Source organism: Aquincola sp. J276 (assembly GCF_024700035.1).
Lineage (GTDB): Bacteria > Pseudomonadota > Gammaproteobacteria > Burkholderiales > Burkholderiaceae_C > Aquincola > Aquincola tertiaricarbonis.
The window spans coordinates 987,726-1,010,418 of sequence record NZ_JAJONC010000002.1 but is presented as its reverse complement, the minus strand read 5'-3'; the positions used below and the strand labels follow the sequence as shown (position 1 = coordinate 1,010,418).

At 70.2% G+C, this 22,693-nt stretch carries 23 protein-coding genes and 2 pseudogenes; 6 read left to right on the top strand and 19 right to left on the bottom strand.

Annotation, left to right across the window (positions count from 1 at the left end; all coding sequences use genetic code 11):
• Window positions 1-37: 37 nt before the first annotated feature.
• From LRS14_RS22565 to LRS14_RS22550, 4 genes and pseudogenes are all read right to left on the bottom strand, one after another.
• Window positions 38-1,243 (bottom strand): HPP family protein, encoded by a 1,206-nt coding sequence (locus LRS14_RS22565; RefSeq protein ID WP_083440475.1) that lies wholly within the window; start codon window positions 1,241-1,243, stop codon window positions 38-40.
• A gap of 42 nt (window positions 1,244-1,285) precedes the next feature.
• Window positions 1,286-1,702, bottom strand: a complete 417-nt coding sequence (locus LRS14_RS22560; protein ID WP_257801198.1) for a DUF6691 family protein — start codon at window positions 1,700-1,702, stop codon at window positions 1,286-1,288.
• 3 nt (window positions 1,703-1,705) lie between these two features.
• The gene (locus LRS14_RS22555) at window positions 1,706-2,140 is read right to left on the bottom strand and encodes a YeeE/YedE family protein (protein WP_257802204.1); all 435 of its coding nucleotides are present in this window, start codon (window positions 2,138-2,140) and stop codon (window positions 1,706-1,708) included.
• 5 nt (window positions 2,141-2,145) lie between these two features.
• Window positions 2,146-2,465: pseudogene (locus tag LRS14_RS22550) on the bottom strand (ArsR/SmtB family transcription factor).
• 63 nt (window positions 2,466-2,528) lie between these two features.
• Between LRS14_RS22550 and LRS14_RS22545 the strand changes: the two are divergent.
• Window positions 2,529-3,418 (top strand): annotated as a pseudogene (locus LRS14_RS22545) (LysR substrate-binding domain-containing protein).
• Window positions 3,419-3,420: 2 nt separating this feature from the next.
• Here the strand turns inward: LRS14_RS22545 and LRS14_RS22540 are convergent.
• The gene (locus tag LRS14_RS22540) at window positions 3,421-4,338 is read right to left on the bottom strand and encodes an NAD(P)/FAD-dependent oxidoreductase (RefSeq protein ID WP_257801197.1); all 918 of its coding nucleotides are present in this window, start codon (window positions 4,336-4,338) and stop codon (window positions 3,421-3,423) included.
• A gap of 58 nt (window positions 4,339-4,396) precedes the next feature.
• On the opposite strand from LRS14_RS22540, the gene LRS14_RS22535 reads away from it, so the two are divergent.
• From LRS14_RS22535 to LRS14_RS22520, 4 genes are all read left to right on the top strand, one after another.
• Window positions 4,397-4,831, top strand: a complete 435-nt coding sequence (locus tag LRS14_RS22535; protein WP_257801196.1) for an Rrf2 family transcriptional regulator — start codon at window positions 4,397-4,399, stop codon at window positions 4,829-4,831.
• A 116-nt stretch (window positions 4,832-4,947) separates the two neighbouring features.
• Entirely contained in the window at window positions 4,948-6,177 is a 1,230-nt protein-coding gene (locus LRS14_RS22530) for a CaiB/BaiF CoA-transferase family protein (RefSeq protein ID WP_046112569.1), read from the top strand.
• Window positions 6,174-7,169 (top strand): hydroxymethylglutaryl-CoA lyase, encoded by a 996-nt coding sequence (locus tag LRS14_RS22525; protein ID WP_257801195.1) that lies wholly within the window; start codon window positions 6,174-6,176, stop codon window positions 7,167-7,169. The genes LRS14_RS22530 and LRS14_RS22525 overlap by 4 nt, the downstream gene beginning before the upstream one ends.
• A 36-nt stretch (window positions 7,170-7,205) precedes the next feature.
• Complete coding sequence (locus LRS14_RS22520) at window positions 7,206-8,180, top strand: tripartite tricarboxylate transporter substrate binding protein (protein WP_257801194.1); 975 nt, start codon at window positions 7,206-7,208, stop codon at window positions 8,178-8,180.
• A 97-nt stretch (window positions 8,181-8,277) separates the two neighbouring features.
• Here the strand turns inward: LRS14_RS22520 and LRS14_RS22515 are convergent, their stop codons facing one another.
• The 14 genes from LRS14_RS22515 to LRS14_RS22450 form a co-directional block, all read right to left on the bottom strand.
• Window positions 8,278-9,057, bottom strand: coding sequence for a TerC family protein (locus LRS14_RS22515; protein ID WP_046112566.1), 780 nt, complete (start codon window positions 9,055-9,057; stop codon window positions 8,278-8,280).
• 99 nt (window positions 9,058-9,156) lie between these two features.
• Entirely contained in the window at window positions 9,157-9,480 is a 324-nt protein-coding gene (locus LRS14_RS22510) for a hypothetical protein (RefSeq protein WP_257801193.1), read from the bottom strand.
• A gap of 149 nt (window positions 9,481-9,629) precedes the next feature.
• Complete coding sequence (locus LRS14_RS22505) at window positions 9,630-9,908, bottom strand: hypothetical protein (RefSeq protein WP_046112564.1); 279 nt, start codon at window positions 9,906-9,908, stop codon at window positions 9,630-9,632.
• Between the two features lie 119 nt (window positions 9,909-10,027).
• A complete protein-coding gene (locus tag LRS14_RS22500) occupies window positions 10,028-11,644 on the bottom strand; it encodes a histidine kinase famiy protein (protein WP_083440474.1) in 1,617 nt (538 codons plus the stop codon).
• 125 nt (window positions 11,645-11,769) lie between these two features.
• Complete coding sequence (locus LRS14_RS22495; RefSeq protein WP_257801192.1) at window positions 11,770-13,200, bottom strand: ELWxxDGT repeat protein; 1,431 nt, start codon at window positions 13,198-13,200, stop codon at window positions 11,770-11,772.
• Complete coding sequence (locus tag LRS14_RS22490) at window positions 13,197-13,856, bottom strand: PEP-CTERM sorting domain-containing protein (RefSeq protein ID WP_257801191.1); 660 nt, start codon at window positions 13,854-13,856, stop codon at window positions 13,197-13,199. The genes LRS14_RS22495 and LRS14_RS22490 overlap by 4 nt, the downstream gene beginning before the upstream one ends.
• The gene (locus LRS14_RS22485) at window positions 13,853-14,629 is read right to left on the bottom strand and encodes a PEP-CTERM sorting domain-containing protein (protein WP_257801190.1); all 777 of its coding nucleotides are present in this window, start codon (window positions 14,627-14,629) and stop codon (window positions 13,853-13,855) included. Before LRS14_RS22485 ends, LRS14_RS22490 begins: the two co-directional genes overlap by 4 nt.
• Window positions 14,630-14,644: 15 nt before the next feature.
• Window positions 14,645-16,681 (bottom strand): PQQ-binding-like beta-propeller repeat protein, encoded by a 2,037-nt coding sequence (locus tag LRS14_RS22480; protein WP_052736217.1) that lies wholly within the window; start codon window positions 16,679-16,681, stop codon window positions 14,645-14,647.
• A 132-nt stretch (window positions 16,682-16,813) separates the two neighbouring features.
• Window positions 16,814-17,386, bottom strand: coding sequence for a PEP-CTERM sorting domain-containing protein (locus LRS14_RS22475; protein ID WP_257801189.1), 573 nt, complete (start codon window positions 17,384-17,386; stop codon window positions 16,814-16,816).
• Window positions 17,387-17,394: 8 nt separating this feature from the next.
• The gene (locus LRS14_RS22470; protein ID WP_046112561.1) at window positions 17,395-18,342 is read right to left on the bottom strand and encodes a ThuA domain-containing protein; all 948 of its coding nucleotides are present in this window, start codon (window positions 18,340-18,342) and stop codon (window positions 17,395-17,397) included.
• A 31-nt stretch (window positions 18,343-18,373) separates the two neighbouring features.
• Entirely contained in the window at window positions 18,374-19,651 is a 1,278-nt protein-coding gene (locus LRS14_RS22465; protein WP_046112560.1) for a TRAP transporter large permease subunit, read from the bottom strand.
• Window positions 19,648-20,163 (bottom strand): TRAP transporter small permease, encoded by a 516-nt coding sequence (locus LRS14_RS22460; protein ID WP_232315319.1) that lies wholly within the window; start codon window positions 20,161-20,163, stop codon window positions 19,648-19,650. The genes LRS14_RS22465 and LRS14_RS22460 overlap by 4 nt, the downstream gene beginning before the upstream one ends.
• 12 nt (window positions 20,164-20,175) lie before the next feature.
• Window positions 20,176-20,622 carry a type II 3-dehydroquinate dehydratase gene (locus LRS14_RS22455; protein WP_046112558.1) on the bottom strand — a complete coding sequence of 149 codons (447 nt, stop codon included), beginning with the start codon at window positions 20,620-20,622 and terminating at the stop codon, window positions 20,176-20,178.
• A gap of 43 nt (window positions 20,623-20,665) precedes the next feature.
• Window positions 20,666-21,682 carry a TRAP transporter substrate-binding protein gene (locus LRS14_RS22450; RefSeq protein ID WP_046112557.1) on the bottom strand — a complete coding sequence of 339 codons (1,017 nt, stop codon included), beginning with the start codon at window positions 21,680-21,682 and terminating at the stop codon, window positions 20,666-20,668.
• Between the two features lie 158 nt (window positions 21,683-21,840).
• On the opposite strand from LRS14_RS22450, the gene LRS14_RS22445 reads away from it, so the two are divergent.
• A complete protein-coding gene (locus LRS14_RS22445; protein WP_046112556.1) occupies window positions 21,841-22,635 on the top strand; it encodes an IclR family transcriptional regulator in 795 nt (264 codons plus the stop codon).
• Window positions 22,636-22,693: the final 58 nt, after the last annotated feature.

Here is a 22,693-nt window from a genome sequence, read left to right as displayed (position 1 = left end):
CTGGCGAGAAGGTAACCGGGAAGCGCGCCCGCCGCCACTAGGGGCTTCCGACCTGCACCGCGCGGTAAAGCGCGCGCACCAGGTCCGACTGGGTGATGATGCCCACCAGCCGCTGCTCCGCATCGATGATGGGAATGTGGTGGTGGCCGCCCTCGGAAAACAGCGGCACCAGCTCGATCACGTGGCGCTGCGCGCTGGCCACCCGCACCTGCCGCGTCATGATCTGGCCGACGGCCTCGGGCTTGCTGGTGTGGGTCAGGCCGCTGCGACGCACCAGCGCCCGCAGCCGGTCGCCCAGGCCGTGGTGCCGGGCCAGGTCGGCTTCACGCATGAAGTCGGCCACCGTGACGATGCCCACCACCCGGCGCGCGCGGTCGATCACCGGCAGCGCCTTGATGCGGCGCTGCTGCATCAGCGCCCAGGCCTCTTCCAGCGGCGTGCCGAAGGCCACCGTCAGCGGGTCGGTGGACATGATGTCGGCGCAGCGCAGCTCGCCCAAATTGCGCCGGTAGGCGGCCAGCTCGGCATGGTGCAGCAGGGCCTGCAGGTCGTCTCGACTCACGTCCAGCACCTGGCCGTAGCGGGCCATCGCGGCGTCGAGGTCGGCCTCGGTGAAGCGGCTGCGCGAGGGCGGCGCGGCGGCGGCGGGCGCACCCGGCCCATGCGGATAACGCCGGCCGGTGAGGTGGTTGTAGGCCATGCCGGCGGCTACCAGCAGCAGCGAGTTCACCAGCATCGGGAACAGCGCGAAGCGCACGCTGCCCACCTGCGCCAGCACGACGAACAGTGCCGTGGCCCCGCCCGGCGGATGCAGGCAGCGCAGCAGGAACATCAGCGCGATGGCCAGCCCCACGGCCGCCGCGCCGGCAAAGGCGGGGTCCGGGATCAGCAGCACGCAGGCCACGCCCACCAGCGCCGACAAGGTGTTGCCACCCACCACCGCCCAGGGCTGGGCCAGCGGACTGGCCGGCACCGCGAACACCAGCACCGCGCTGGCGCCCAGCGGCGCCACCAGCCAGGGCCCGGCGCCGCCGCCCAGCCAGCGGCTGGCCAGCCCGGTCAGCAGGATGCCGAGCGCCGCGCCCACCCAGGCGCGCAACTGCTCGGTGCGGCCCACATGCACCGGCGCCGGGCGCAGGTCGCCGAGCCAGCGACGCAGGCCGGGCAGGCGGGTGGTGGCATCGGGCACCGCTGGTGCGGCTTCGGGCAGGGAGGTGGCACGGCTGGGGCTCGGGGACTGCATGCGCCGATGGTAGGCAAGCCGGCGCGGCGGCCGGCGCCGGGCTCAGCGGCGGCGCTGCAGCAGCTCGAACAGCGCCATGCCGGCCAGCATCGCCAGCACGAAGAGGCCGGCCTGCGGCAATGCCATGCCCAGGCCCACCAGCGCCGGGCCCGGGCACAGGCCGGCCAGGCCCCAGCCCATGCCGAACAGCAGGCTGCCGCCCGCCAGCCGGCGGTCGATGCCACGGGCGGTGGGCAGCTGCATCGGCCCGCCCAGCAGCGCATGGCGGCGCCGGGCGGCAAGGGCGAATGCCGGCAGGCCCACCGCGATGGCGCCGCCCATCACGAAGGCGAGCGACGGATCCCAGGCGCCGGCCAGGTCCAGGAAGCCCAGCACCCGGGCCGGATCGGCCATGCCGGAGACGATGAGCCCGAGCCCGAACACCAGCCCGGCCAGCAGGGCAGCGACGATCTGCAGCATGCCTCAGGCCGCCAGCAGGTGGCGCATGACGAACACGGTGGCGAAGCCGGCGCCCATGAACAGCAGGGTGGCCACCAGCGAGCGCGCAGACAGCCGCGACAGGCCGCACACGCCGTGGCCGCTGGTGCAGCCGCTGCCGTAGCGCGTGCCCAGGCCCACCAGCAGCCCGGCGGCCACCAGCAGGCCGGGGCCGGCATCGATGCGCGGCACCGGCAGCGGCGCGAACAGCCCGTAGGCCAGCGGCGCCAGCACCAGCCCGCCGACGAAGGCGGCGCGCCAACCCAGGTCGCCGCGCCGGGGCCTCAGCAGGCCACCCAGCACGCCGCTGATGCCGGCGATGCGGCCGTTGAGCAGCACGAACATCGCCGCCGCCAGGCCGATGAGCAGCCCGCCGGCGGTGGCCGCGAACGGGGTGAAGGCCGTCCAGTCGATCTGCATGGCGCTCATGCCTGCGGGTAGTACAGGGCGGCCAGCACGGCCAGGATCTGCAGCAGCCGCTCGTCGGCCACGCTGTAGAAGATCTGCTTGCCCTGGCGGCGGGTGGCCACCACGCCTTCGTTGCGCAACACGCCCAGCTGCTGCGACAGCGTGGGCTGGCGGATGCCCAGCGCGGCTTCCAGGTCGCCCACGCACTGCTCGCCCTGCGAAAGCTGGCACAGCAGCAGCAGGCGCTCCTCGTTGGCCAGCAGCTTGAGCGCGGCCTGGCCTGGCCGGCGGCCTGGCGCAGGGTGTCGGGATCGGGGGCGACGAGCGGGTTCGGCATGGCTTCAATATATCAACTTATATATCGTTAGTCCATGAAGTGTGGCTTCGGCACAATCGTCCGGTGAACCTCCATCGACTCGACCTGGTGTCGCTTTCGCTCTTCGCGCATGTGGTGCACACCGGCAGCATCAGCCAGGGCGCCGAGCGGGCGCGGCTGGCGGTGGGTGCGGCCAGCAAGCGCATCACCGACCTGGAAGCGGCGCTCGGCACGCAGCTGTTCGAGCGGCATTCACGCGGCGTGAAGCTCACCGTCGCCGGCCAGGCGCTGCACCGGCATGCGCAGCGCATCCTCACCGACGTCGACCAGCTGGAAGCCGACCTGTCCGACTACGCCAGCGGCATCGTGGGCGTGGTGCGGCTGTGGGCCAACACCTCGGCCATCACCCAGTTCCTGCCGGCGGGCATCGCGGGCTTCACCGCGGCCAACCCGGGCATCCGCATCGAGCTGGAGGAACGCAACAGCAGCGAGGCGGTGCTGGCGGTACTGGACGGCCGGGCCGATATCGGCATCTTCGCCGAGCGCACGCCGCCGCTGGGCCTGCGCACCGTGGCCTACCGCAGCGACCGGCTGGTGCTGGTGGTGCCCGAGGGCCATCCCTGGCCGGCCGCAAGCGCCTGCGCTTCACCGAGGCGCTGGACCATGAGTTCGTCAGCCTGCCCAGCGGCACCTCGCTGGCCGAGCGGCTGCGGGAGGAGGCGGAAGCGCTGGGCCGGCGGCTGAAGCTGCGCATCCAGGTGCGCAGCTTCGATGCGATGTGCCAGATGGTGGCCGCCGGCCTGGGCATCGGCGTGCTGCCCGATGCCGCGGTGAAGCCCTATCTGCGCGCGATGGGCCTGCGGCAGATCGACCTCAGCGATCCCTGGGTGCACCGCCAGCTGCTGATCGGCGCACGCGACTTCGATGCGCTGTCGCGGCCGGTGCGGCTGCTGATGGAACACCTGCTGCGCTGACCTCACCCGCGGAACACCAGCGACTGGTGCACGCCGGCGCCGGCCAGCGCGCCGTCGCCCACCGACAGCGCCACATTGCCCGCAGCCCGTGCGGCATCGCCGCAGGCAAACACGCCGGGCACGGTGGTTTCCTTCGTCGGGCCGGTGCGCACGAAGCGGCCCATCGGGCTGTCCTCCAGCTCGCAACCCAGCTGCCGGGCCAGCGGGCCGGCCGGCTCGGTGACGGGCTGGGTGAACAGGCCGTCCATCTCATGGCGGCGGCCGTCCTCCATCACCACCGTGGCGCTGCCCGTCACCTCCCGCACCGCGCCGGCCACCACCGCCACGCCGCGGGCCTGCAATGCGGCTGCCTGCTCGTCGTCGGGTTGATGGGCGCCGTTGAGGAACAGGGTGACGGTGCCCCAGTCCGGCAGCAGCAGCGCATGGTGCTGCGCCAGCGGGCTGGCGGCGACGACGCCGATGCGGCCCTGGTTCAGCTCGTAGCCATGGCAGTACGGGCAATGGAACACGCTGCGGCCCCAGCGCTCGGCCAGGCCGGGCACGGGCGGCAGCTTGTCGAGTACGCCGGTGGCCAGCAGCAGCCGACGGGCCGCCAGCGGGCTGCCCGCGTCGGTGTGCAGCAAGAAGCCGCCTTCGGGGGCGACCCGGGCCTGCGTGGCGGTGGCCTGCAGCCACTGCACCGTGGGGTAGCGCGCCAGCTGCTCGCGCGCCTGCGCCAGGATTTCCGCCGGCGGCCGGCCGTCCTGCCCCAGGAAGCCGTGCGAATGGGCGGCGAAGCGGTTGCGCGGCAGGCCGGCGTCCACCACCAGCAGGCGGCGCCGCGCGCGGGCCAGCTGCAACGCGGCCGACAGGCCCGAGAAGCTGCCGCCCACCACGATGGCGTCGAAGGGCGGCTCGGCAGGGGTGTTTGGTGACTTCATGAGTTGCATGATAGGCAGCCGCCGATTTTCATGCAACTTGCCGGGTTACGATAGCTGGATGAGAAACGACAGCCGACTCTCCCGCATGCTGCATGTGCTGATCCACATGGCGCAGACCGACGAACCCGTCACTTCGGATGTCATCGCCACGATGCTGGGCACCCATGCGGTGGTGGTGCGGCGGGTGATGGCCGGCGCGCGCGACTGCGGCTTCGTGGCCGCGGTGCGCGGGCATGGCGGCGGCTGGAAGCTGGGCTGCTCGCTGGAGCGCATCACGCTGCTGGACGTCTACCAGGCGGTGGGGGAGCCGGCGGTGTTCGCCCTGGGCGCCACCGCCGACCATCCCGACTGCCTGGTGGAGCAGGCGGTGAATGCCTCGGTGGGCCAGGCGCTGCAGGCGGCGCAGGCCCTGTTGCTCAAGCGCTTCGGCCAGGTGACGGTGGCCGACATCGCGAGGCAGGCCACCGCCCGCCACGGCGCCGGGCGGCCCTAGGTGTTTGCGAGCAGCCGCTTTCGCCATCTGCGAAAGCTCGGCTCGTCGATGGATCATTCCGCCGCGGGCTGGGCTTTTCCACAATCGGCCCCTGACCTGCCGCTGGAGCGCCCGCCATGACCGACCGAACCGACCTCCCTCCACCGCCGGCCCTCACGCCCAGCGCGCTGCAAGGCGTGCGCGTGGTGGAGATGGGCCAGCTCATCGCCGGCCCCTTCGCCGGCAAGATCCTGGGCGAATTCGGCGCCGACGTGGTGAAGATCGAGACGCCGGGCGCAGGCGACCCGCTGCGCAACTGGCGGCTGATCAAGGAAGGCACCTCGGTGTGGTGGCAGGTGCAGTCGCGCAACAAGCGCTCCATCGCGCTGGACCTGCGTGGCGCCGAAGGCCAGGACATCGCTCGACGTCTGATCGCCGAGGCCGACGTGCTGATCGAGAACTTCCGCCCCGGCACGCTGGAGGCCTGGGGCCTGGGCTACGACGAGCTGGCGAAGATCAACCCCGGCCTGGTGATGCTGCGCATCAGCGGCTACGGCCAGACCGGCCCCTACCGCGACCTGCCGGGCTTCGGCGCCATCGGCGAGGCGATGGGCGGGCTGCGCCACCTGACCGGCGAGCCCGGCCGCGTGCCGGTGCGCTGCGGCATCTCCATCGGCGACACGCTGGCCGCGCTGCACGGCGTCATCGGCGTGATGATGGCGCTGTATCACCGCAAGGTGAACGGCGGCGCCGGCCAGGCCATCGACGTGGCGCTGCACGAGGCGGTGTTCAACGTGATGGAAAGCCTGATCCCCGAGTACAGCGCCTTCGGTGCGGTGCGCGAGGCGGCCGGCAGTGCGCTGCCCGGCATCGCGCCATCGAACGCCTACCGCTGCAACGACGGCTACGTGCTGGTCGCCGGCAACGGCGACAGCATCTTTAAGCGGCTGATGCAGGCCATCGGCCGCGACGACCTGGGCAACGCCCCCGACCTGGGCAGCAATGCCGGCCGCGTGGCCCGCGTGGCCGAGATCGACGCGGCCATCGAGGCCTGGACGCAGCAGCGCAGCGTGGCCGGCGTGCTGGAGGCGCTGGGCGCGGCGCGTGTGCCGGCGGGCAAGGTCTACACCGCCAAGGACATCGCCGAAGACCCGCATTACCGCGCCCGCGACATGATCCTGCAGCAGCGCACCCGCGACGGCTACGACGTGGCGGTGCCGGGCATCGTGCCCAAGCTGCTGGGCACGCCGGGCACGGTGCGCAGCTCGGCCCCGCACCTGGGCGACGACACCGATGCGGTGCTGCGGGAGATCGGCCTGACCGAGCAACAGATCCAGCAACTGCGTGAACGCAAGGTGGTGGCATGAGCAAGCACACGAACAACGATGCATGGGCCGGCGCCGGCCGCCGTGTCTTCATGCAGGAAGTGGGCACCCGCGACGGCCTGCAGGTGGAAGAGGCCTTCGTGCCCACCGAGGACAAGATCGCGCTGGTGAACGCCTTGTCGCACGCCGGCATGGCGAAGATCGAGGTCACCGCCTTCGTCTCGCCGCAGGCCATCCCGGCGCTGCGTGATGCCGAGGTGGTGCTGCGCGAGATCGAGCGCCGGCCCGGCGTGGTCTACACCGCGCTGGTGCCCAATGTGCGCGGCGCCGAGCGGGCGATCGACGCGCAGGCCGACGAGCTCAACCTGGTGATGTCCGCCAGCGAGACCCACAACCTGGCCAACCTGCGCATGACGCGCGAGCAGTCGTATGCCGCGCTGCAGGCCGTGAACGCGATGGCGCGGCAGGCCCAGCGGGCGGTCAACGTGTCGCTGTCGTGCAGCTTCGGTTGCCCGATGGAAGGCGACGTGCCGGAGGCCACGGTGCTGGGCTGGTGCGAGCGCTTCGTCACCGAGCTGGGCGCCCGCGGCGTCACGCTGTGCGACACCACCGGCATGGCGTATCCGGGGCAGGTGGCCGCGCTGGTGCGGGGTTTCCGCGCCCGCTGGCCGGGCACCGAGCTGACGCTGCACTTCCACAACACCCGCGGCATGGGGCTGGCCAATGTGCTGGCTTCCATCGATGCCGGGGCCGACCGCTTCGATGCGTCCCTGGGCGGCATCGGCGGCTGCCCGTATGCACCCGGCGCCACCGGCAACGTGTGCAGCGAGGAGATCGTGCATGCGCTGCAGCTGATGGGCTTCGACACCGGCGTGGACCTGCCCGCGCTGATCGACGCCGCGCGGCGGCTGCCGGCGCTGATCGGCCACGACATCCCCAGCCAGATCGTCAAGGCGGGCCGCCGGCTCGACCTGCACCGCCCGCCGGCCGACTTCGACGCCATCCGCCAGCGTGCGCTGGCGCGTGATGCCTGACACCTCTCGTTCGACAAAGCAATGGAGACAACGACGATGAACACGACACGACGCACCACCTTGGCCCTGGCCCTCGGCCTGGGCTTCAGCGGCGCCACGCTGGCGCAGGCGCCTTACCCCAGCAAGCCGGTCACGCTGATCGTGCCCACCGCGCCGGGCGGCACCACCGACCTGGCCGCGCGCATGCTGGCCGACCCGCTGGGCAAGGCGCTGGGCCAGACCATCGTGGTGGACAACCGCGGCGGCGCGAGCGGTGCCATCGCGGCGGTGGCCGTCAAGCGCGCCGAGGCCGACGGCCACACGCTGCTGATGCAGTACTCGGGCTACCACGTCATCACGCCGCACGTGAGCAAGCAGGCCGCGCAATGGGAGCAGAAGGACCTGCAGCCGGTGGCCAACGTGCTGAATGCACCGCAGGTGATCGTGGTGCGCGAGGGCCTGCCGGTGCGCACCATGGCCGAGCTGATCGCCTATGCCAAGAAGAACCCGGGCAAGCTGACCTACGCCTCGTCGGGCAACGGATCGCTGCAGCATGTGACCGGCGCGATGCTGGAACAGCAGGCCGGCATCCAGCTCACCCATGTGCCCTACAAGGGCACCGGCCCGGCGCTGCAGGACCTGCTGGGCGCCCAGGTGGACATGACCTTCGGCACGCCGCCGCCCTACATGCAGCACATCCAGTCGGGCAAGCTGGTGGCGCTGGCCGTCACCGGCAAGCAGCGCCTGGGCTCGCTGCCCAACGTGCCCACGGCGGCCGAGGCCGGCCTGCCCAAGCTGGACGCCACTTCGTGGTTCGCGGTGTTCGCGCCGGCGGCCACGCCCAAGCCGGTGGTCGACAAGCTCAGCGCCGAGATCGCCAAGCTGATGGCCACCCCGGCCTTCCAGCAGAAGGCCGCCGAGCAGGGCGCCTCGGCCGACTACCTCAACCCGCAGCAGCTGGGCGACTACGTGAAGACCGAGTACACCCGCTGGGGCGCGGTGGTGAAGACTTCGAAGATCGAGGCGGATTGACGGGGGCACTGATGCAAGAAGGCCGGCCACCTTTCGGTGCCGGCCTTCTTTCGCAGGACCTCAGGCGTCCGGACGCGGGGCCCGGCGCTATGCCTGCTTACTTCGCTGCCGCTGCCTCGCGGTCGGCCTGCGCCTTCAGCGCGCGCTTGCCGCGCGAGCGGATGTTCAGGGCTTCCACGGCCAGCGAGAAGGCCATGGCGGCATAGATGTAGCCCTTGGGCACATGCACGTCGAAGGCTTCGGCCGTCAGGGCCATGCCCACCATGACCAGGAAGGCCAGGGCCAGCACCTTGACCGACGGGTGGCTGTCGACGAAGTCGCCGATGGTCTTGGCGGCGAACAGCATCACGCCCACCGCGGCGATCACGGCGGCCACCATCACCGGCAGCTCGTCCACCATGCCCACGGCGGTGATCACCGAGTCGAGCGAGAAGACGATGTCGATGACGCCGATCTGGCCGATGGTGGCCCAGAAGGCACGGGCGCCTGCGGCCTTGGCCGCCGCCTCGCTCACCGGCTCGCCGGGCGGGCCGTCCATCTCGTGGGCTTCCACTTCCACGAAGATCTCGTGCGACGCCTTCCACAGCAGGAAGATGCCACCCAGCAGCAGCACCAGGTCACGGCCGCTGATGCCCTGGCCCAGCACGGTGAACAGGTCCTTGGTCAGGCCCATCACCCAGCTCAGCGAGAACAGCAGCGCCAGGCGCGACACCATCGCGAAGCCCAGGCCCAGGCGGCGTGCCCGGTCGCGCAGCTCGGGCGGCAGCCGGCCGACGAGGATCGAGATGAAGATGATGTTGTCCACGCCGAGAACGATCTCCAGCGCGGTAAGCATCGCGAAGGCGATCCAGACATTGGGGTCGAGAAGGATTTCCATGGTGTCAGTGGCGCGACGCTGCCGCAGGGCAGGTGCGCAGAGTGGTTGTGTGGGAAGGGGGCGGGCGTCCGCTGGGCGGCCCGTGGGAGGCGGGGCGTGTTACGCCAGGGCGTCGCGGCAGGGCGGGCGCTGCAGGCCGTCCAGGTAGGGCGGCAGCGGGATGGCGGCGGCACGGCCGCGGCACCAGGCCACGGTGGGCCGAGATGGCGGCCAGGCGGCCGGCACGCCGGGCAGCACGCCCAGCGCATCACCCAGGCCGTCGTGCGTGACATGGCTGCGGCCATCGCCGGTGTCGGCACCGGCCGCGGCATCCACCAGCGCCATGCCGCACACCAGCTCCAGCGACTCGGCGCTGCCGGCCAGCAGCAGCGGCTCGGCATGCGCGAACACGCTGGTGCACAGCAGCACCAGCGCAACGATCATGGCAAAGGGCCGCGGATGCATGGGACCGGGATTCTACGGGCCGCCTGCGAGGCGGCGTCGCGGTTCCTACGTACATGCCCTGACGCACGCACGCCGGGCTCGCGAATGGTCGCGGCCCGGCGTGCGGCGTGGGTCAGGGCGATGAGGACTTACTTCTTCTCGTCGGCCGGGGTCACTTCGACCTTGGGCACTTCGATGGTCTTCTCTTCCTTCTTGATGGTCGGGACCTCGATGGTCTTCTGCTCGGTGGTGACGTTGACGTCAGGCGTCTTCACGTCGTACTTCGGCAGCGTCACGTTGCCTTCCTTTTCCTTCTCCACGCTGTACTTCGGCAGGGAGACGTCGCCTTCCTGCGTCTTGTCCACGTCGCACCCGGCCAGGCCGAGCGAACCGATCAGGGCAGCGGAAATGATTGCAATGCGGACCATGTGGATCTCCTCGTGTGTTGATGGTTTGATTTTTGTGTACCGGCCGATGCACCGCTGTGGGACGGTTCCTGCATCGCCGGTAGGACGCGCCCGCGGGCGCGGGTCGGCTGGTCGGTGGGTCAGTCGACGCCGCTGGTGCCGTCCAGCACCTGGCGCACCTTCTTCGTCAGGTCGGCCTGCGAGTAGGGCTTGAAGACCATCTCGTAGTGGTTGCCGCCCCAGCGGTCGGGCGTCGAATCGGCGAAGCCGGTCATCAGCACCACCTTGAGGTCGGGCCGCTTGGCCTGGGCCTCGCGTGCCAGCAGCACGCCGTTCATGCCGCCGGGCATGATGAGGTCGGTGAGCAGCAGGTCGAAGGGCGTGTCGCTGTCCAGCAGGGCCAGCGCTTCCTTCGCCGAGCTGCAGTCCACCGCGGTATAGCCGGCCTCGCGCAGCATCATCGCGGCCATCTCGGCGATCTCGGCGCGGTCGTCCACCACCAGCACATGCTCGGTGCCCTGGGCCGCCCGCGAAGCCTGCGGCGAAGGCAGCTTGGAGATGAAGTCGGTGGTGGCCGGGAAGTACAGCCGTACCGTGGTGCCCGTGCCCACCTCCGAGTAGATGGTGGCCACGCCGCCGCTCTGCTTGGCGAAGCCCCACACCATCGACAGGCCCAGGCCGGTGCCCTGGCCTTCCTCCTTGGTGGTGAAGAAGGGATCCATCACCCGCGGCAGCGCCTCCGGTGCAATGCCGCTGCCGTTGTCGGTGACCGAGATGCGCACGAACGGTCCCACCGACGGCACGCCGTGCAGCCGCGCCTCGTCGGGGCCGATCTCCAGGTTCTCGGTGCGGATGGTGAGCAGGCCGCCCTCGGGCATCGCATCACGGGCATTGAGCAGCACGTTCAGCAGCGCCACCTCGGCCTGCGTGGGGTCGATGCGGCAGTTCCACAGCTGCGGCTCCAGGTCCGTGTGCAGCTCCACCGATTCGCCCAGCGTGCGCCGTGCGAGGTCGGCGGTGGCCAGCGTGAGGTCGTTGAGGTTGATGACCCGGCCGCGCAGCTGCTGCTTGCGCGCGAAGGCGAGCAGCTGCTGCGTGAGCACGGCCGACTTGCGGGTGGCCTCGCGGGCATTGTTCAGCGCCTTGTTCAGCGCGGGGTCGGCCACGTCCAGGCTGCGGAAGCGGCGGGTCATCACGTCCAGGTTGCCCAGGATGATCTGCAACAGGTTGTTGAAGTCGTGCGCGATGCCGCCGGTGAGCTGGCCCAGCGCTTCCATCTTCTGCGCCTGGCCGAGGGCCGACTCGGCGTCCTTGCGGCGGCTGACGTCCAGCTGCGACGAGAAGAAGTAGATCAGCTCGCCGGCCTGGTTGCGCAGCGGCGTGACGAACAGGGCATTCCAGAAGCTGCTGCCGTCCTTGCGGTAGTTCAGCAGCTCGGTGGCATGTTCGCGCTGGGCGGCAATGTTGCGGCGCACCTCCGCCACCGCATGCGGATCGGTGTCCGGGCCCTGCAGGAAGCGGCAGTTGCGGCCCAGGATCTCGTCCTGCGTGTAGCCGGTCATGTCCAGGAACGCGTTGTTCGCGAACACGATCGGGTTGTCCGGCAGCCGCGGGTCGGTGATCACCATCGGCATGCGCGTGGTCTCGACGGCGGCGAAGAAGATGTCCCGCCCTTGTCCTTCCGACTGGAAGTTCTCGGTGTCGAGCGTCACGGGCGCATGCTTGGGTGCAGCGCGGTTGTTCGGGGTGTTCGCCAAGCGGGCTCCTTTGCCATCGAATTTCGCAACGAAATTTATCGAGGGCGGTCGGTACGCGCTGTCGGCGCCCGCCTATAGCGGGAGTCGCAGGATGCCTTCAGTCGGCCATGGGCATCCGCCTGCCTTCAGGGGGGCGAGCCCACCGGCAGCACCGTGCCCTGGGCATCCAGGCGCCATAGCGCGGTGAGCCCGCCGGGGCCGTCGGCGACGAAGAACAGCTGGCCGCCCACCGCGACGTAGTCGTGCGGAAAGCTGCCTGCCGGCCCGGGGTTCAGGTCGGCCAGCAGCCGCGTACCCGCAGCGGTGCCGTCGCTGGCATGCAGCTCATGGCCGAGGCCCGGCGACAGGGCGGCGAACAGCAGCCGGCCCTGGTGGGCCTGCAGCCGGCTGGGCGCGGAAGGCTGCGGGCCGGGCTGCAGGTCGGCCACCAGCCGGGTGCCCTCGCGGCGGCCGTCGGTGGCCCACAGCTCCGCGCCGTGGAGGCCATCGTTGGCGCTGAAGTACAGCATGCCGCCCACCGCCGTGAGGTGGCTGGGCACCGCATGCGCCGGGCCGGGCGCGATGTCGGCCACCTGGCGCAGCCTGCGGCCGTCGGCATCCGCCGACCACAGCTCCACGCCCTGGCGGCCATCGTCGGCGGCGAAGTACAGCGCATCGCCCATCGCGGTGAGGTAGCGGGGGCCGGCGCCAGCCGGGCCGGGCCGCAGGTCGCCCACCAGCCGGGTGCCGGCCTCGGTGCCGTCGCTGGTCCACAGCTCGGGCCCGTGGCGGCCATCGTCGGCCACGAAGAAGAGCCGGCCGCCCAGGGCCACCAGCTGCTGCGGCTGCGAAGCCGCGGGCCCGGGGCGGATGTCCTTCACCCGCCGGGTGCCTGCAGCGCTGCCGTCGCTGGTCCACAGCTCGGCGCCATGGCGGCCATCGTCGGCAATGAAGAAGAGCCGTTCGCCCACCACGGTGAAACCGCGGGGCGCGGAGCCGCCGGCGCCGGGATTCAGGTCGGCGAGCAGGCGGGTGCCGGCCTCGTCGCCGGTGCTGCTCCACAGCTCGAAGCCGTGGCGGCCATCGTCCGCCGAGAAGATGAGACGGTTGCCGAAGGCCACCATCGCATTGGGCAGGCTGTCGGCGGTGCCCGCGTTCAGGTCCGCCACGCGGCGGGTGCCGGCCTCGGTGCCGTCGGTGCGCCACAGCTCCAGGCCGCTGCTGCCGTCGTTGGCGGTGAACAGCAGCGCATCGCCCAGCCGGGTGAAGCCGCTGGGGTAGCTGCCCTCGGTGCCCGGCCGGATGTCCTTCAGCCGGCGCGGGCTGCCGCCGGCCGCATCGGCGCGCCACAGCTCCAGGCCGCCAGCCGCATCGGCCATGGCGAACAACAGGGCATCGCCCAGCGCGGCCGGCGTGGCCGGTGCGGTGCGTCCCGGGGCGGCGGCGGTGGCCGGCCCGCTGGTGGCCGGTGCAGCGGCCGGCACCTGCGCACCGGCGAAGCTGCCGGGCAGCGCTGTCGCGGCGGCGGCCAGCGCCGCCACCGTGGCAGCCCGCAGCGTGGCCAGCCGCCGCTTCATGCCGCGGCCGCCCGCTGGCGCCGGCGGGCGAAGACGCCCACCACCCCCAGGCCGGCCAGCGTCATCAGCACCGTGGCCGGCTCCGGCACGGCCGCCACGGTGTTGATGCCCGCCACCAGCTGCAGCTGCGGCAGCGAGCCGCGGGTGTTGTAGTCCAGCCCGATCTGCACCTGCGACACCGTGGCGCCCTCGGCCACGCCGAAGAAGCTGAGGTCCACCGTCGTCATGTTGACGTTGTAGTCGTCGATGATGGTGGTGGTCTCGGTGGTGAAGTACAGGCGGGTGATGCCGTTGATGGTCACGTTGAAGCTGTCGAAGCCTTCCTGCGAATACTCGTAGGCCTCATGCCCGCGCTCGAACAGCGCCAGGTCGTTGCCCGCGCCGTTGACCAGCACCCGGTCGGTGAAGCCCAGCACCACCTTGGCACCTGCGGTGGTGGACATGGCCCAGGTCGACAGGCTGCCGTCCGTCAGCGCGTCGGCCAACGTGCCGCTGGAGGTGGTGAACACGCCGGTGGACGACACCAGCGTGTCGGCGAAGCCGGCTTCGTCCAGCGACAGCCCGCCGATCTCCAGCGCCGCCTGGGCCGCGGGCGCGGCCAGCAGTGCCGCACAGGCCGCGGCCACCGCGGCCGCACGATGCAGCAGGCCCCTCATGCCGCCACCTCCTGCCGCCCGGCGCGGCGCTGCTGGCGCAGCCGCCAGCCACCCAGCAGGCCCAGGCCGGCGAGCATCAGCGCCCATTCGGAGGGCTCGGGCACGGGGGCCGCCATTGCCGTGGCGTAGGCAGTGCCGGTGAAGTTGTAGTGGCCGATCTCGTCAGCACCGCCCAGGCTCACCGTGTAGGAGAAGCTGCCCGTACGTGTGCCGCTACTGCCCTGCACAGTGTGCAGCTCGTCGGAGAAGCTGTTGAAGTTGGTGTAGGTACCCGCATCGAACACCAGCTTCGATGCAGCATAGGTGGTGAGCGGGTCGCCCGCTTGCGCATTGGCCGTCAGCGTGTAGTTCACGGTGAAGGTGACGCTGCCAGCCTGTGACAACGAGAACTCGCCGTACTGCAGCGCACTGCTGATGCCCAGGTGGGGCTGGGCCGTTGCATCGACGATGAACGGCGTGGCCGAAGCCGACCCCGACAACAGGCCGGCGGCCGTGGCCGACACCTGCGCCGAGGCGTGCGCTACCTGTGTGCTGTAGCTTGCATTGGCGCGGCCGTCGATGGTCATGCCGTCGATCTGGTTGCCGCCCAGGCCGCCAGCCTCTTCCGAGTCAACGGACAGTGACTGGTAGCCGCCGGGCAGCCAGCTCAGCGTGCCGCCCGATGCCACATAGGAGAACGAGGTGATCTCGAACGAGCCCGCGGACGGCGCTGCCATCGCGCCAGCCGAGCCGAGGGTGAGCGCGCAGGCCGCGCCCAGAAGCTTGATGTTCATGGGGATCCTCCTAAATTAATAGACGACGACCTTGCCCGTGGCCCGGGGGCTGGTGCAGTCGTTGTAGAAGTACTCGCCCTTCTGGTTGAAGGTGTACGAGAACGACTGTCCCGGGGCCAGCGGGCCGGCGTTGAACAGGCCTTCGAAGAACTGCGTCGCGCAGTGGTTCTTGGCGTTGGTGGCCGGGTTGTGGAAGGTCACGGTGGTGCCCTGCGGCACGCGCAGGTGCTGCGGCGCCATCGCATTGACGGTGTCGCGTTCCTCGCTGCCCACCACGCCGTTGGTGTAGGTGCGGTTGAGCACCACGGTGTTGTTGACCACCGAGCCTTCCACCGCCGGGGCGGTGATCTGGCGGCGGGTGGACGGCGGCACCGGGGCTTCGGCCTGCGGCACCTTGCCGCCCACCTTGAAGGCCCACAGGTAGTCGCCGCGCGGCGCGTCGCTGAAAGGCAGGCCCGAGCCGCCGGCGAACACCGCCATGTACTGCTCACCGTCGATCTGGTAGGTGATGGGGCTGGCGTTGATGCTGGCGCCGGTCTGGAAGCGCCACAGCTCGCGGCCGTTCAGCGCATCCAGGCCCAGCAGGTTGCCGTCGGGCTGGCCGATGAACAGCAGGTTGCTGGCCGTCGTCAGGATGCCGTTGCCGTGCGCCACGGACCAGGGCAGGTCCTTCTTCCACACCACCTGGTTGGTGGAGGGATCGACGGCCACGATGCCACCGGACATGCCGGTGCCCAGCGGGCGCAGGCCGTTGCTGGCTTCGGTCAGCGAGTGGGCCGAGCCCACGTAGCCCACGCCGGTGTACATCCACTTGGTGGTGTGGCTGAAGGACTGGTGGTTCCAGTCGGCACCGCCGCCCTGGCCGGGGAAGGACAGGATGGGCTCGTCCCAGTGCGCTGCATAAAGGCAGCCGGTCTTGAAGTTGGGCACGGCGCGGGCCGGGCCTTCGTTGGTGGGGCAGGTGGGGATGAAGCTGCCGCCGCGCGGCCAGGGCTGCGTGGGCCAGCTCTTCTGGCGCGGGTCCACCGGCACCGGCTTCTCGTCGATGCCCAGCAGCGGCTGGCCGTTGCTGCGGTCCAGGATGTAGTACATGCCGGTCTTGCTGCCGTACACCACGGCCTTCTTCGTCTGGCCGGCCACGCGGATGTCGGCCAGCACCGGCGCCATCACGTTGTCCATGTCCCAGATGTCGTGGTGGATGGACTGGAAGTGCCACTTGTAGGTGCCGGTCTTGGCATCCATCGCCACGATGGAGTTGGCAAACAGGTTCTGGCCGCCGCGGGTGGAGCCGTTCTGCGACGAGCCCGCGCGGGCATTGCCGAAGGTCCAGTACACCGTGTTCAGCTCGGGGTCGATGGCCGGGTGGATCCATGGCGTGGCGCCGCCGGTGAGGTGGCTGTCACCCTCCCAGGTGTCGCCGCCGATCGTGCCGGGCGCGGCCGCGCCGAAGAAATGCCACACCAGGTCGCCGTTCTTGGCATTGAGGGCCAGGCCGGCGCCGCGCGGGCCGTCGTTGGTGCCCACGTAGATCATGCCGTCGTGGTACACCACGGCCACCTTGGCGATGTTGCCGTAGCCCTCGTGCTGGCGCTCCCACACCACCTGGCCGGTCTTCTGGTCCAGCGCGATGACGTAGTTGCCGGTGGTGAGCGTGTACACCTTGCCGTCGCCCACGGCCACGCCACGGCGCGTCTGGCCGCCGCGGCCGGGGTTGTAGCTCCACTTCACCGCGCCGGTCTTGCCGTCCACCGCATGCACACGGCCTTGCGCGGTCTCGATGAACAGCACGCCGTCCACCGCCACCGCGGTGCTCTGCGCATTGCCGGCCTTGGCGCCGCCTTCCAGGCTGGTCATCCACGCTGCGCCCAGCTGGCGCACGTTGCCCTTGTGGATCTTGGCCAGCGACGAGTAGTTCTGGTTGCCCAGGTTGCCGCCCACCTTCGGGAAGTCGGTGGTGGTGGGTACGCAGCAGTTGTCGGCGGCCGAAGCCAACTGGGCCGCGGCCAGCAGGCCGGCGCCCAGCAGCAGCCGCAGGGTGGAATTGAAGTTCATCGGGGTACTCCTGGAGAACAGTTCATGGGGGCGGCTCTGGCGGCCGCTGGGGCGTACGGACGTGGCGGGGCCCAGCGGCTGCGCGAGATGGGGCTCGCGCCCGCTGCCGGGCCTGGCAGGGTCAGGAAAGGGTCAGTCGGGCCGCGGGCGGCGGTCGCGGCGCTGGCGGCGCGAGGCCACCAGGCCCACCCCTCCGAGGCCGGCCACCAGGGTGGCCCAGGTGGCGGGCTCGGGCACCGGCGCGGCCACGTAGTCGAAGGTCAGGCGGCCGCTGTGCCACTTGCCGTCGGCACCGGCCAGGTCGTCGATGTCGTCGTAGAACTGCAGGCCCAGCCTGCCGTCGCTGCCCAGGCGGAAGGACAGGCCCTGGTTCAGCAGGTCGAGGCTGCCCGTCAGCATGCGGCGGCCCGACTCGGTGACGTCGGGCACCGGGATGAAGTCGAAGCCTTCACCCGACATGCCGCCCACGCGCAGCGTCAGCTCGCTGAGCCAGCTGTTCGTGAAGGCTTCCACGTCCACCTCGTAGCGCATGCCGGTGATGAACGAGTCGGCGCCCAGGTTGAAGCCCAGGGTCGTGTTGTTCTCCGAGTCCACCTCATCGACGCTGTCGATGTTGTCGAAGCTGAAGGTGAAGGAAGCGGCGCTGGCCGGCAGCGCGGCCGCCAGGCCCAGGGCGATGGCGCCCAGCGCGAGGTACTGCTTCATGGCCTGCCTCACTGCGTGCAGAAGGGCGTCAGGCCCATGGTCGACTTCACGCCCTGCACCACCATCTTCTGGAACTGCGCGGCGCCGGGGCCCGAGCCGGTGAAGGAGGTGGCGTTGTGGCCCAGCGTGGTCAGCCAGGCGCGGCCGCCGTCGTAGTACTGGCACCAGGTCACCGGATGGAAGTCGGGGTGGCCGGGGTGCGGCGCGCCGGTGGTGGGGTTGAGCGTGCTCACGTCCACCTTGGCCAGGAACTTCACGTTGGTGGGGAAGGGCGCGAGGTTGTACCACTCGTCCTGGAACTCGAAGCGTGCAGAGATGCCGGCGGTCGACGGGTCGTTGCCGATCAGCTCCACCGTGCCGGCGCGGTTGGGGCCGTGGTTGTAGAAGTTGGCATTGCCCAGCAGGCCTTCGTAGTAGGGCCAGTTGTATTCGGCACCAAAGGCGTTGTGCAGGGCCACGAAGCCGCCGCCGCGGCGCATGTAGTTGCGCAGCGAGGTGCGGGCCGCGTCGTTGCTGGTGGTGGCGGTGGCGTTCCACAGCGTGTCGCGGTTGCTGCTGGCGAAGATCACCGTCTTGTAGTTGTTGATGCGGCCGCTGAGCACGGTCACGTCCTCGGTCCAGTCGGCCTGGATGCCGGCTTCGGTCAGCATGCGCACCAGGCCCGACTGCATCACGTTGGTCTCGGCCAGCGGCGGGTTCAGGCCGGGTGCCAGCGCAGGGCCCAGGTTGGCATGGCGCGGGCCGGCGGTGCGCGAATAGATCAGCACGCGGTTGGGCGTGTTCTCGAACGCCTTCCAGTCGTTGTAGCACTCGGGGCTGGTGCCCCGGCACACGTTGTAGTACGGGTCGATGTTCTTCGAATTGACCTTCTTGGTGGCCTGGGCCTGCGCACCGAAGCAGCTCAGCACGGCGGCCGCGGCCAGGGTCAGTTGAAGGGTCTTGCCTGTCGTCTTCATCACGGGTCTCCTCTCTGGGTGGGGTCTGGAATCAATAGAACCAACGCGCGGGCACCGTCACCAGCTTGGGGAACAGCACCAGCAGCAACAGCAGCCCGAACTGGGCGATGAGGAAGGGCACCACGCCGCGGGTCACCGCGTCCATGCTCATGCGGCCGACGCCGGCCACGGTGTTGAGCACGGCGCCCACGGGCGGCGTGATGAGGCCGATGGAGTTGTTGATCATGAACAGCACGCCGAAGTACACCGGGTCGATGCCGGCGGCGGCCACCACCGGCATCAGCACCGGCGTCAGGATCAGGATGGTGGGCGTCATGTCCATGGCGGTGCCCACGAACAGCACCAGCGCCATCAGCGCCAGCATCAGCAGCGTGGGCTGGTCGATCAACGGCTCCACCAGGCTGACCACCAGCGCGGGCAGGCCCGCCACCGTCACCAGCCAGGCGCTGACCATGGCCGCAGCCACCAGGAACATCACGATGGCGCTGGTCTTGGCGGCATCAACGAACACCGCGTACAGCCGGCCCAGCGGCAGTTCGCGGTACACCAGCGTGGAGATGAGCAGCGCATACACCGCGGCCACCACGGCGGCCTCGGTGGGCGTGAACACGCCGAACTTCAGGCCCACCACCACGATCACCGGCAGCAGCAGCGCCCAGGAGGCCTCGCGCAGGCTCACCAGCACCTCGGCGCGGGTGCGCCGCGGCGGCGGGGTCAGCGCCTCGCGGCGCGCCATCCACCACCAGGTGAGCCACAGCGCGGCGCCCAGCATCAGCCCCGGCATGATGCCGGCCAGGAACAGCTTGCTGATCGACACGTTGGCCGCCACGCCGAACACCACGAAGCCGATGGACGGCGGGATCACCGGACCGATCACGCCACAGGCCGCGATGAGGCCGCCGGAGCGGGCCTTGTCGTGGCCGGCGGCCACCATCATCGGCAGCAGCAGTGCGCTCAGCGCGGCCGCGTCGGCCACCGCGGAGCCCGACAAGGCGGACATCAGGCAGGCCGCCACGATGGCCACGTAGCCCAGGCCGCCGCGCACGTGGCCCACGATGGCCAGCGCCAGGTTGACGATGCGGCGCGAGAGCCCGCCGGTGTTCATGATCTCGCCGGCCAGCATGAAGAAGGGCACGGCCAGCAGCGGGAAGCTGTCGGCGCCGCTGATCAGGTTCTGCGCCAGGATCTGCGCATCGAACAGGTCCAGGTGCCACATCAGCGCCACGCCGCACAGCAGCAGCGCGAAGGCGATGGGCACGCCCAGGGCCATGGCGCCCAGCAGCGAGCCGAGGAAGACGGTGATGGTCATGCCTGCTCCTCGGCCGTCATGCCGAAGGGCTGACCGTCCTCGGTCGCACCGGGGCGCATCAGCGCCAGCATGTCCACCACCAGCATCGGGATGGCCGATGCCGCGAACACCACCGCCGCGCCGTAGACCACGGCCATGGGCGCGCCGCTGGAAGGCGCGGACACGCTCCAGTTGATGCGCATCTGCTCCACCGAGCCTTGCAGCAGCAGGCCGCAGGCGCCCAGCATCAGCAGGTGGCCGGCGACCAGGCAGGCGCGCCGCCCGCCCGGGCCCAGCCGGGCCAGCAGCATGTCGGTGCCCAGGTGCCGGTGCTCATGCAGCGCCACCACCGCGCCCAGGAAGGTGAGCCAGATGAAGAGCCAGCGCGACAGCTCTTCCGACACCGTGATGCCGGAATTGAAGGCATAGCGCAGCACCACGTTGCCGAACACCAGCAGCACCATGGTGGCCAGCGCCAGCACCAGCAGGGCTTCCAGGGCGCGGCAGTACAGGCCGAACAGACGGTTCAACACGACCTACCGCCTTCAGGCCGACTGGCCTTCGCGCACCAGGTCCACCAGCGCCTGCAGGCCGAAGGTGTACGAGCGCCAGCCCAGGCCCTGGATGGTGGCCTTCACCGCGGGGGAGATGATGGAGTGCGCCCGCCAGGCCTCGCGCGCCGCGATGTTGGACATGTGGATCTCCAGCACCGGGAAGGGCATCGCCTTGATGGCGTCGTGCAGCGGCACGCCGTGCTGGGTGAGGCCGGCCGGGTTCACCAGCGCGCCGTGGGCGCTGTCGATGCGCTCGTGCAGCTTGTCGATCAGCGCACCCTCGTGGTTGCTCTGGAAGGTTTCCAGCGTCACGCCCAGTTCGCGGGCGATGGCCCCCAGGCGTTCGTTAATTTCCGCCAGCGTGGTGGTGCCGTAGATGTGCGGCTCGCGGCGGCCGAACAGGTTGAGGTTGGGGCCGTGAAGGACGAGGATGTTCATGGGCATGCGCAAGGAGTCGGCGTGGCTTGGGCGGGGAAGGGCATCACTTGCGGATGCGGGCCAGCTCGTCGTTGTAGAGCTTGACCGTGGCGGGGTCGTAGGAGGCGGCCAGGCGGTCGGTCACCGGCTTGGCGATGGCGCTCATCGCGTTCTGCGCGGCGGGGGTCAGCTCGTTGTATTGCATGCCCTTGGCCTGCAGCTCGGCCACGGCCTTCTGCGCGGCGGCGCGGCTGGTGGTGCGCTGGTAGCTGCGCGCCTCGTTGGCGGCGTCGTTCATCGCCTTCTTCTCGGCCGGCGACAGCTTGTCCCAGAAGCGCTTGCTGACCAGCACGATGTTGGCCGCGTACACGTGGTTGGTGGCGCTGACGTACTTCTGCACCTCGTACATCTTGTTGGACAGGATCACTGCGAAGGGGTTCTCCTGGCCGTCCACCGCCTTGGCTTCCAGCGCGCCATACAACTCGGCGAAGGGCATCGGCGTCGGGTTGGCCTTCAGCGCCTTGAAGGTCTCAAGGAACACCGGGTTGGGGATCACGCGCAGCTTCAGGCCTTCCAGGTCTTCCGGCTTGGTGATGGGCCGCTTGCTGTTGGTGACGTTGCGGAAGCCCAGGTCCCAGTAGCCCAGGGCCACCAGGCCCTTCTCGGGCAGCTTGGCCAGCAGGGCCTGGCCGAAGGGGCCGTCCAGCAGCGCGTCGGCCTGGCCGAAGTCGCTCACCGCGAACGGGAAGTCGATCAGGCCGAACTCCTTGACGATGCCTGCCAGCGAGGTGGTGGCCGGCGCGCTCATCTCCTGCACGCCGCCCTGCAGCGCGGACTGCTGCTGCATCTCGTTGCCCAGCGTGGAGGCCGGGAACTCCTGCACCTTCATCTTGCCGCCCGTCTTGGCGGCCAGCAGTTCGGCGAACTTCTTGACGCCGGCGCTCACCGGGTGGTCGGCATTGTTGAGGTGGCCGAACTTGATGGTGCGCTCCTGGAAGTCCTGCGCGGTGGCGGTCAGGGCGGGCAGGGCCAGCAAGGCCGACAGGCAGGCGAGGACGAGCGGCCGGCGGTGGAGCGTCATGGGGGTTCTCCTGTATTCAGAAAGGTGAATCTTGGCCGTCAGCATAAGAAAAACGGAAAGTGTTTCCACTAGGGAATACGCTTCCCAGCCGTTGATTCATGGGGTCGGGCGTTAGAGTGCGTGGGCAGCCCCACAAGGCCCCCGGCGGCCTGTTACAGATGAGTTCAAAACTTCAAAGAAGCTTCAACGTGCTGGAGACGCTGGCTGCGCATCCGGGAGGGTGTTCGCTGTCCTTCATCGCCACCGAGCTGGGCATACCGCTCAGCGTCACCCACCGGCTGCTGGCCGAGCTGGCCGAGTACGGTTATGTGCGCCAGGAGCGCGACCATGGCGACTACACCCTGACCGTCAAACTGGTGTCGCTGGGCCTGAGCTTCCTCAGCAATTCCGGCGTGGTGGACGTGGCCCAGCCGCTGCTGGACGGCCTGGCGCATGAGTCGGGCGAGTTGGTGCGCATGGGCGTGGTAGACGGCGAGGACCTGGTGTTCGTGGCCAAGGCGCAGGGCGCCACCCGGGGCCTGCGCTACGACCCCGACATGGGCCTGGCGGTCCAGCTGTCGTGCAGCGCGGCCGGCCATGCGCTGCTGTCCACGCTCAGCGACGAAGAGGCGCTGGAGCGCGTGGCCCGCCAGGGCTTTGGCCAGCCCGAGCAGTTCGGCCCCCGCGCACCCACCACCGTCAAGGCGCTGCTGGCCTGCCTGCGCACCGCGCGCCGGCAGGGCTACAGCACCATCGTGGAGATGTTTGCGCCCGGCATGTCGGCCATGGCCGCACCGGTGCGCGCGCCGGGCGGCCCGGCGATCGGCGTCATCACCATCGCCGGCCCGCTGGTGCGCCTGACCGAAGCCCGCATGGAGGCGCTGGCCCCGGCCCTGCTGGCCACCGCGCAGGACGTGATGGCCGCCAGCAAGGCCTCGCCGATGCTGGCGCGTGCGCAGCGCCGCAGCGCCTGAGCAAATTGCCGGTGCAGGACGTCGCTTCGGCAGTATTTGCCGGGGTGGTGTAACCGAA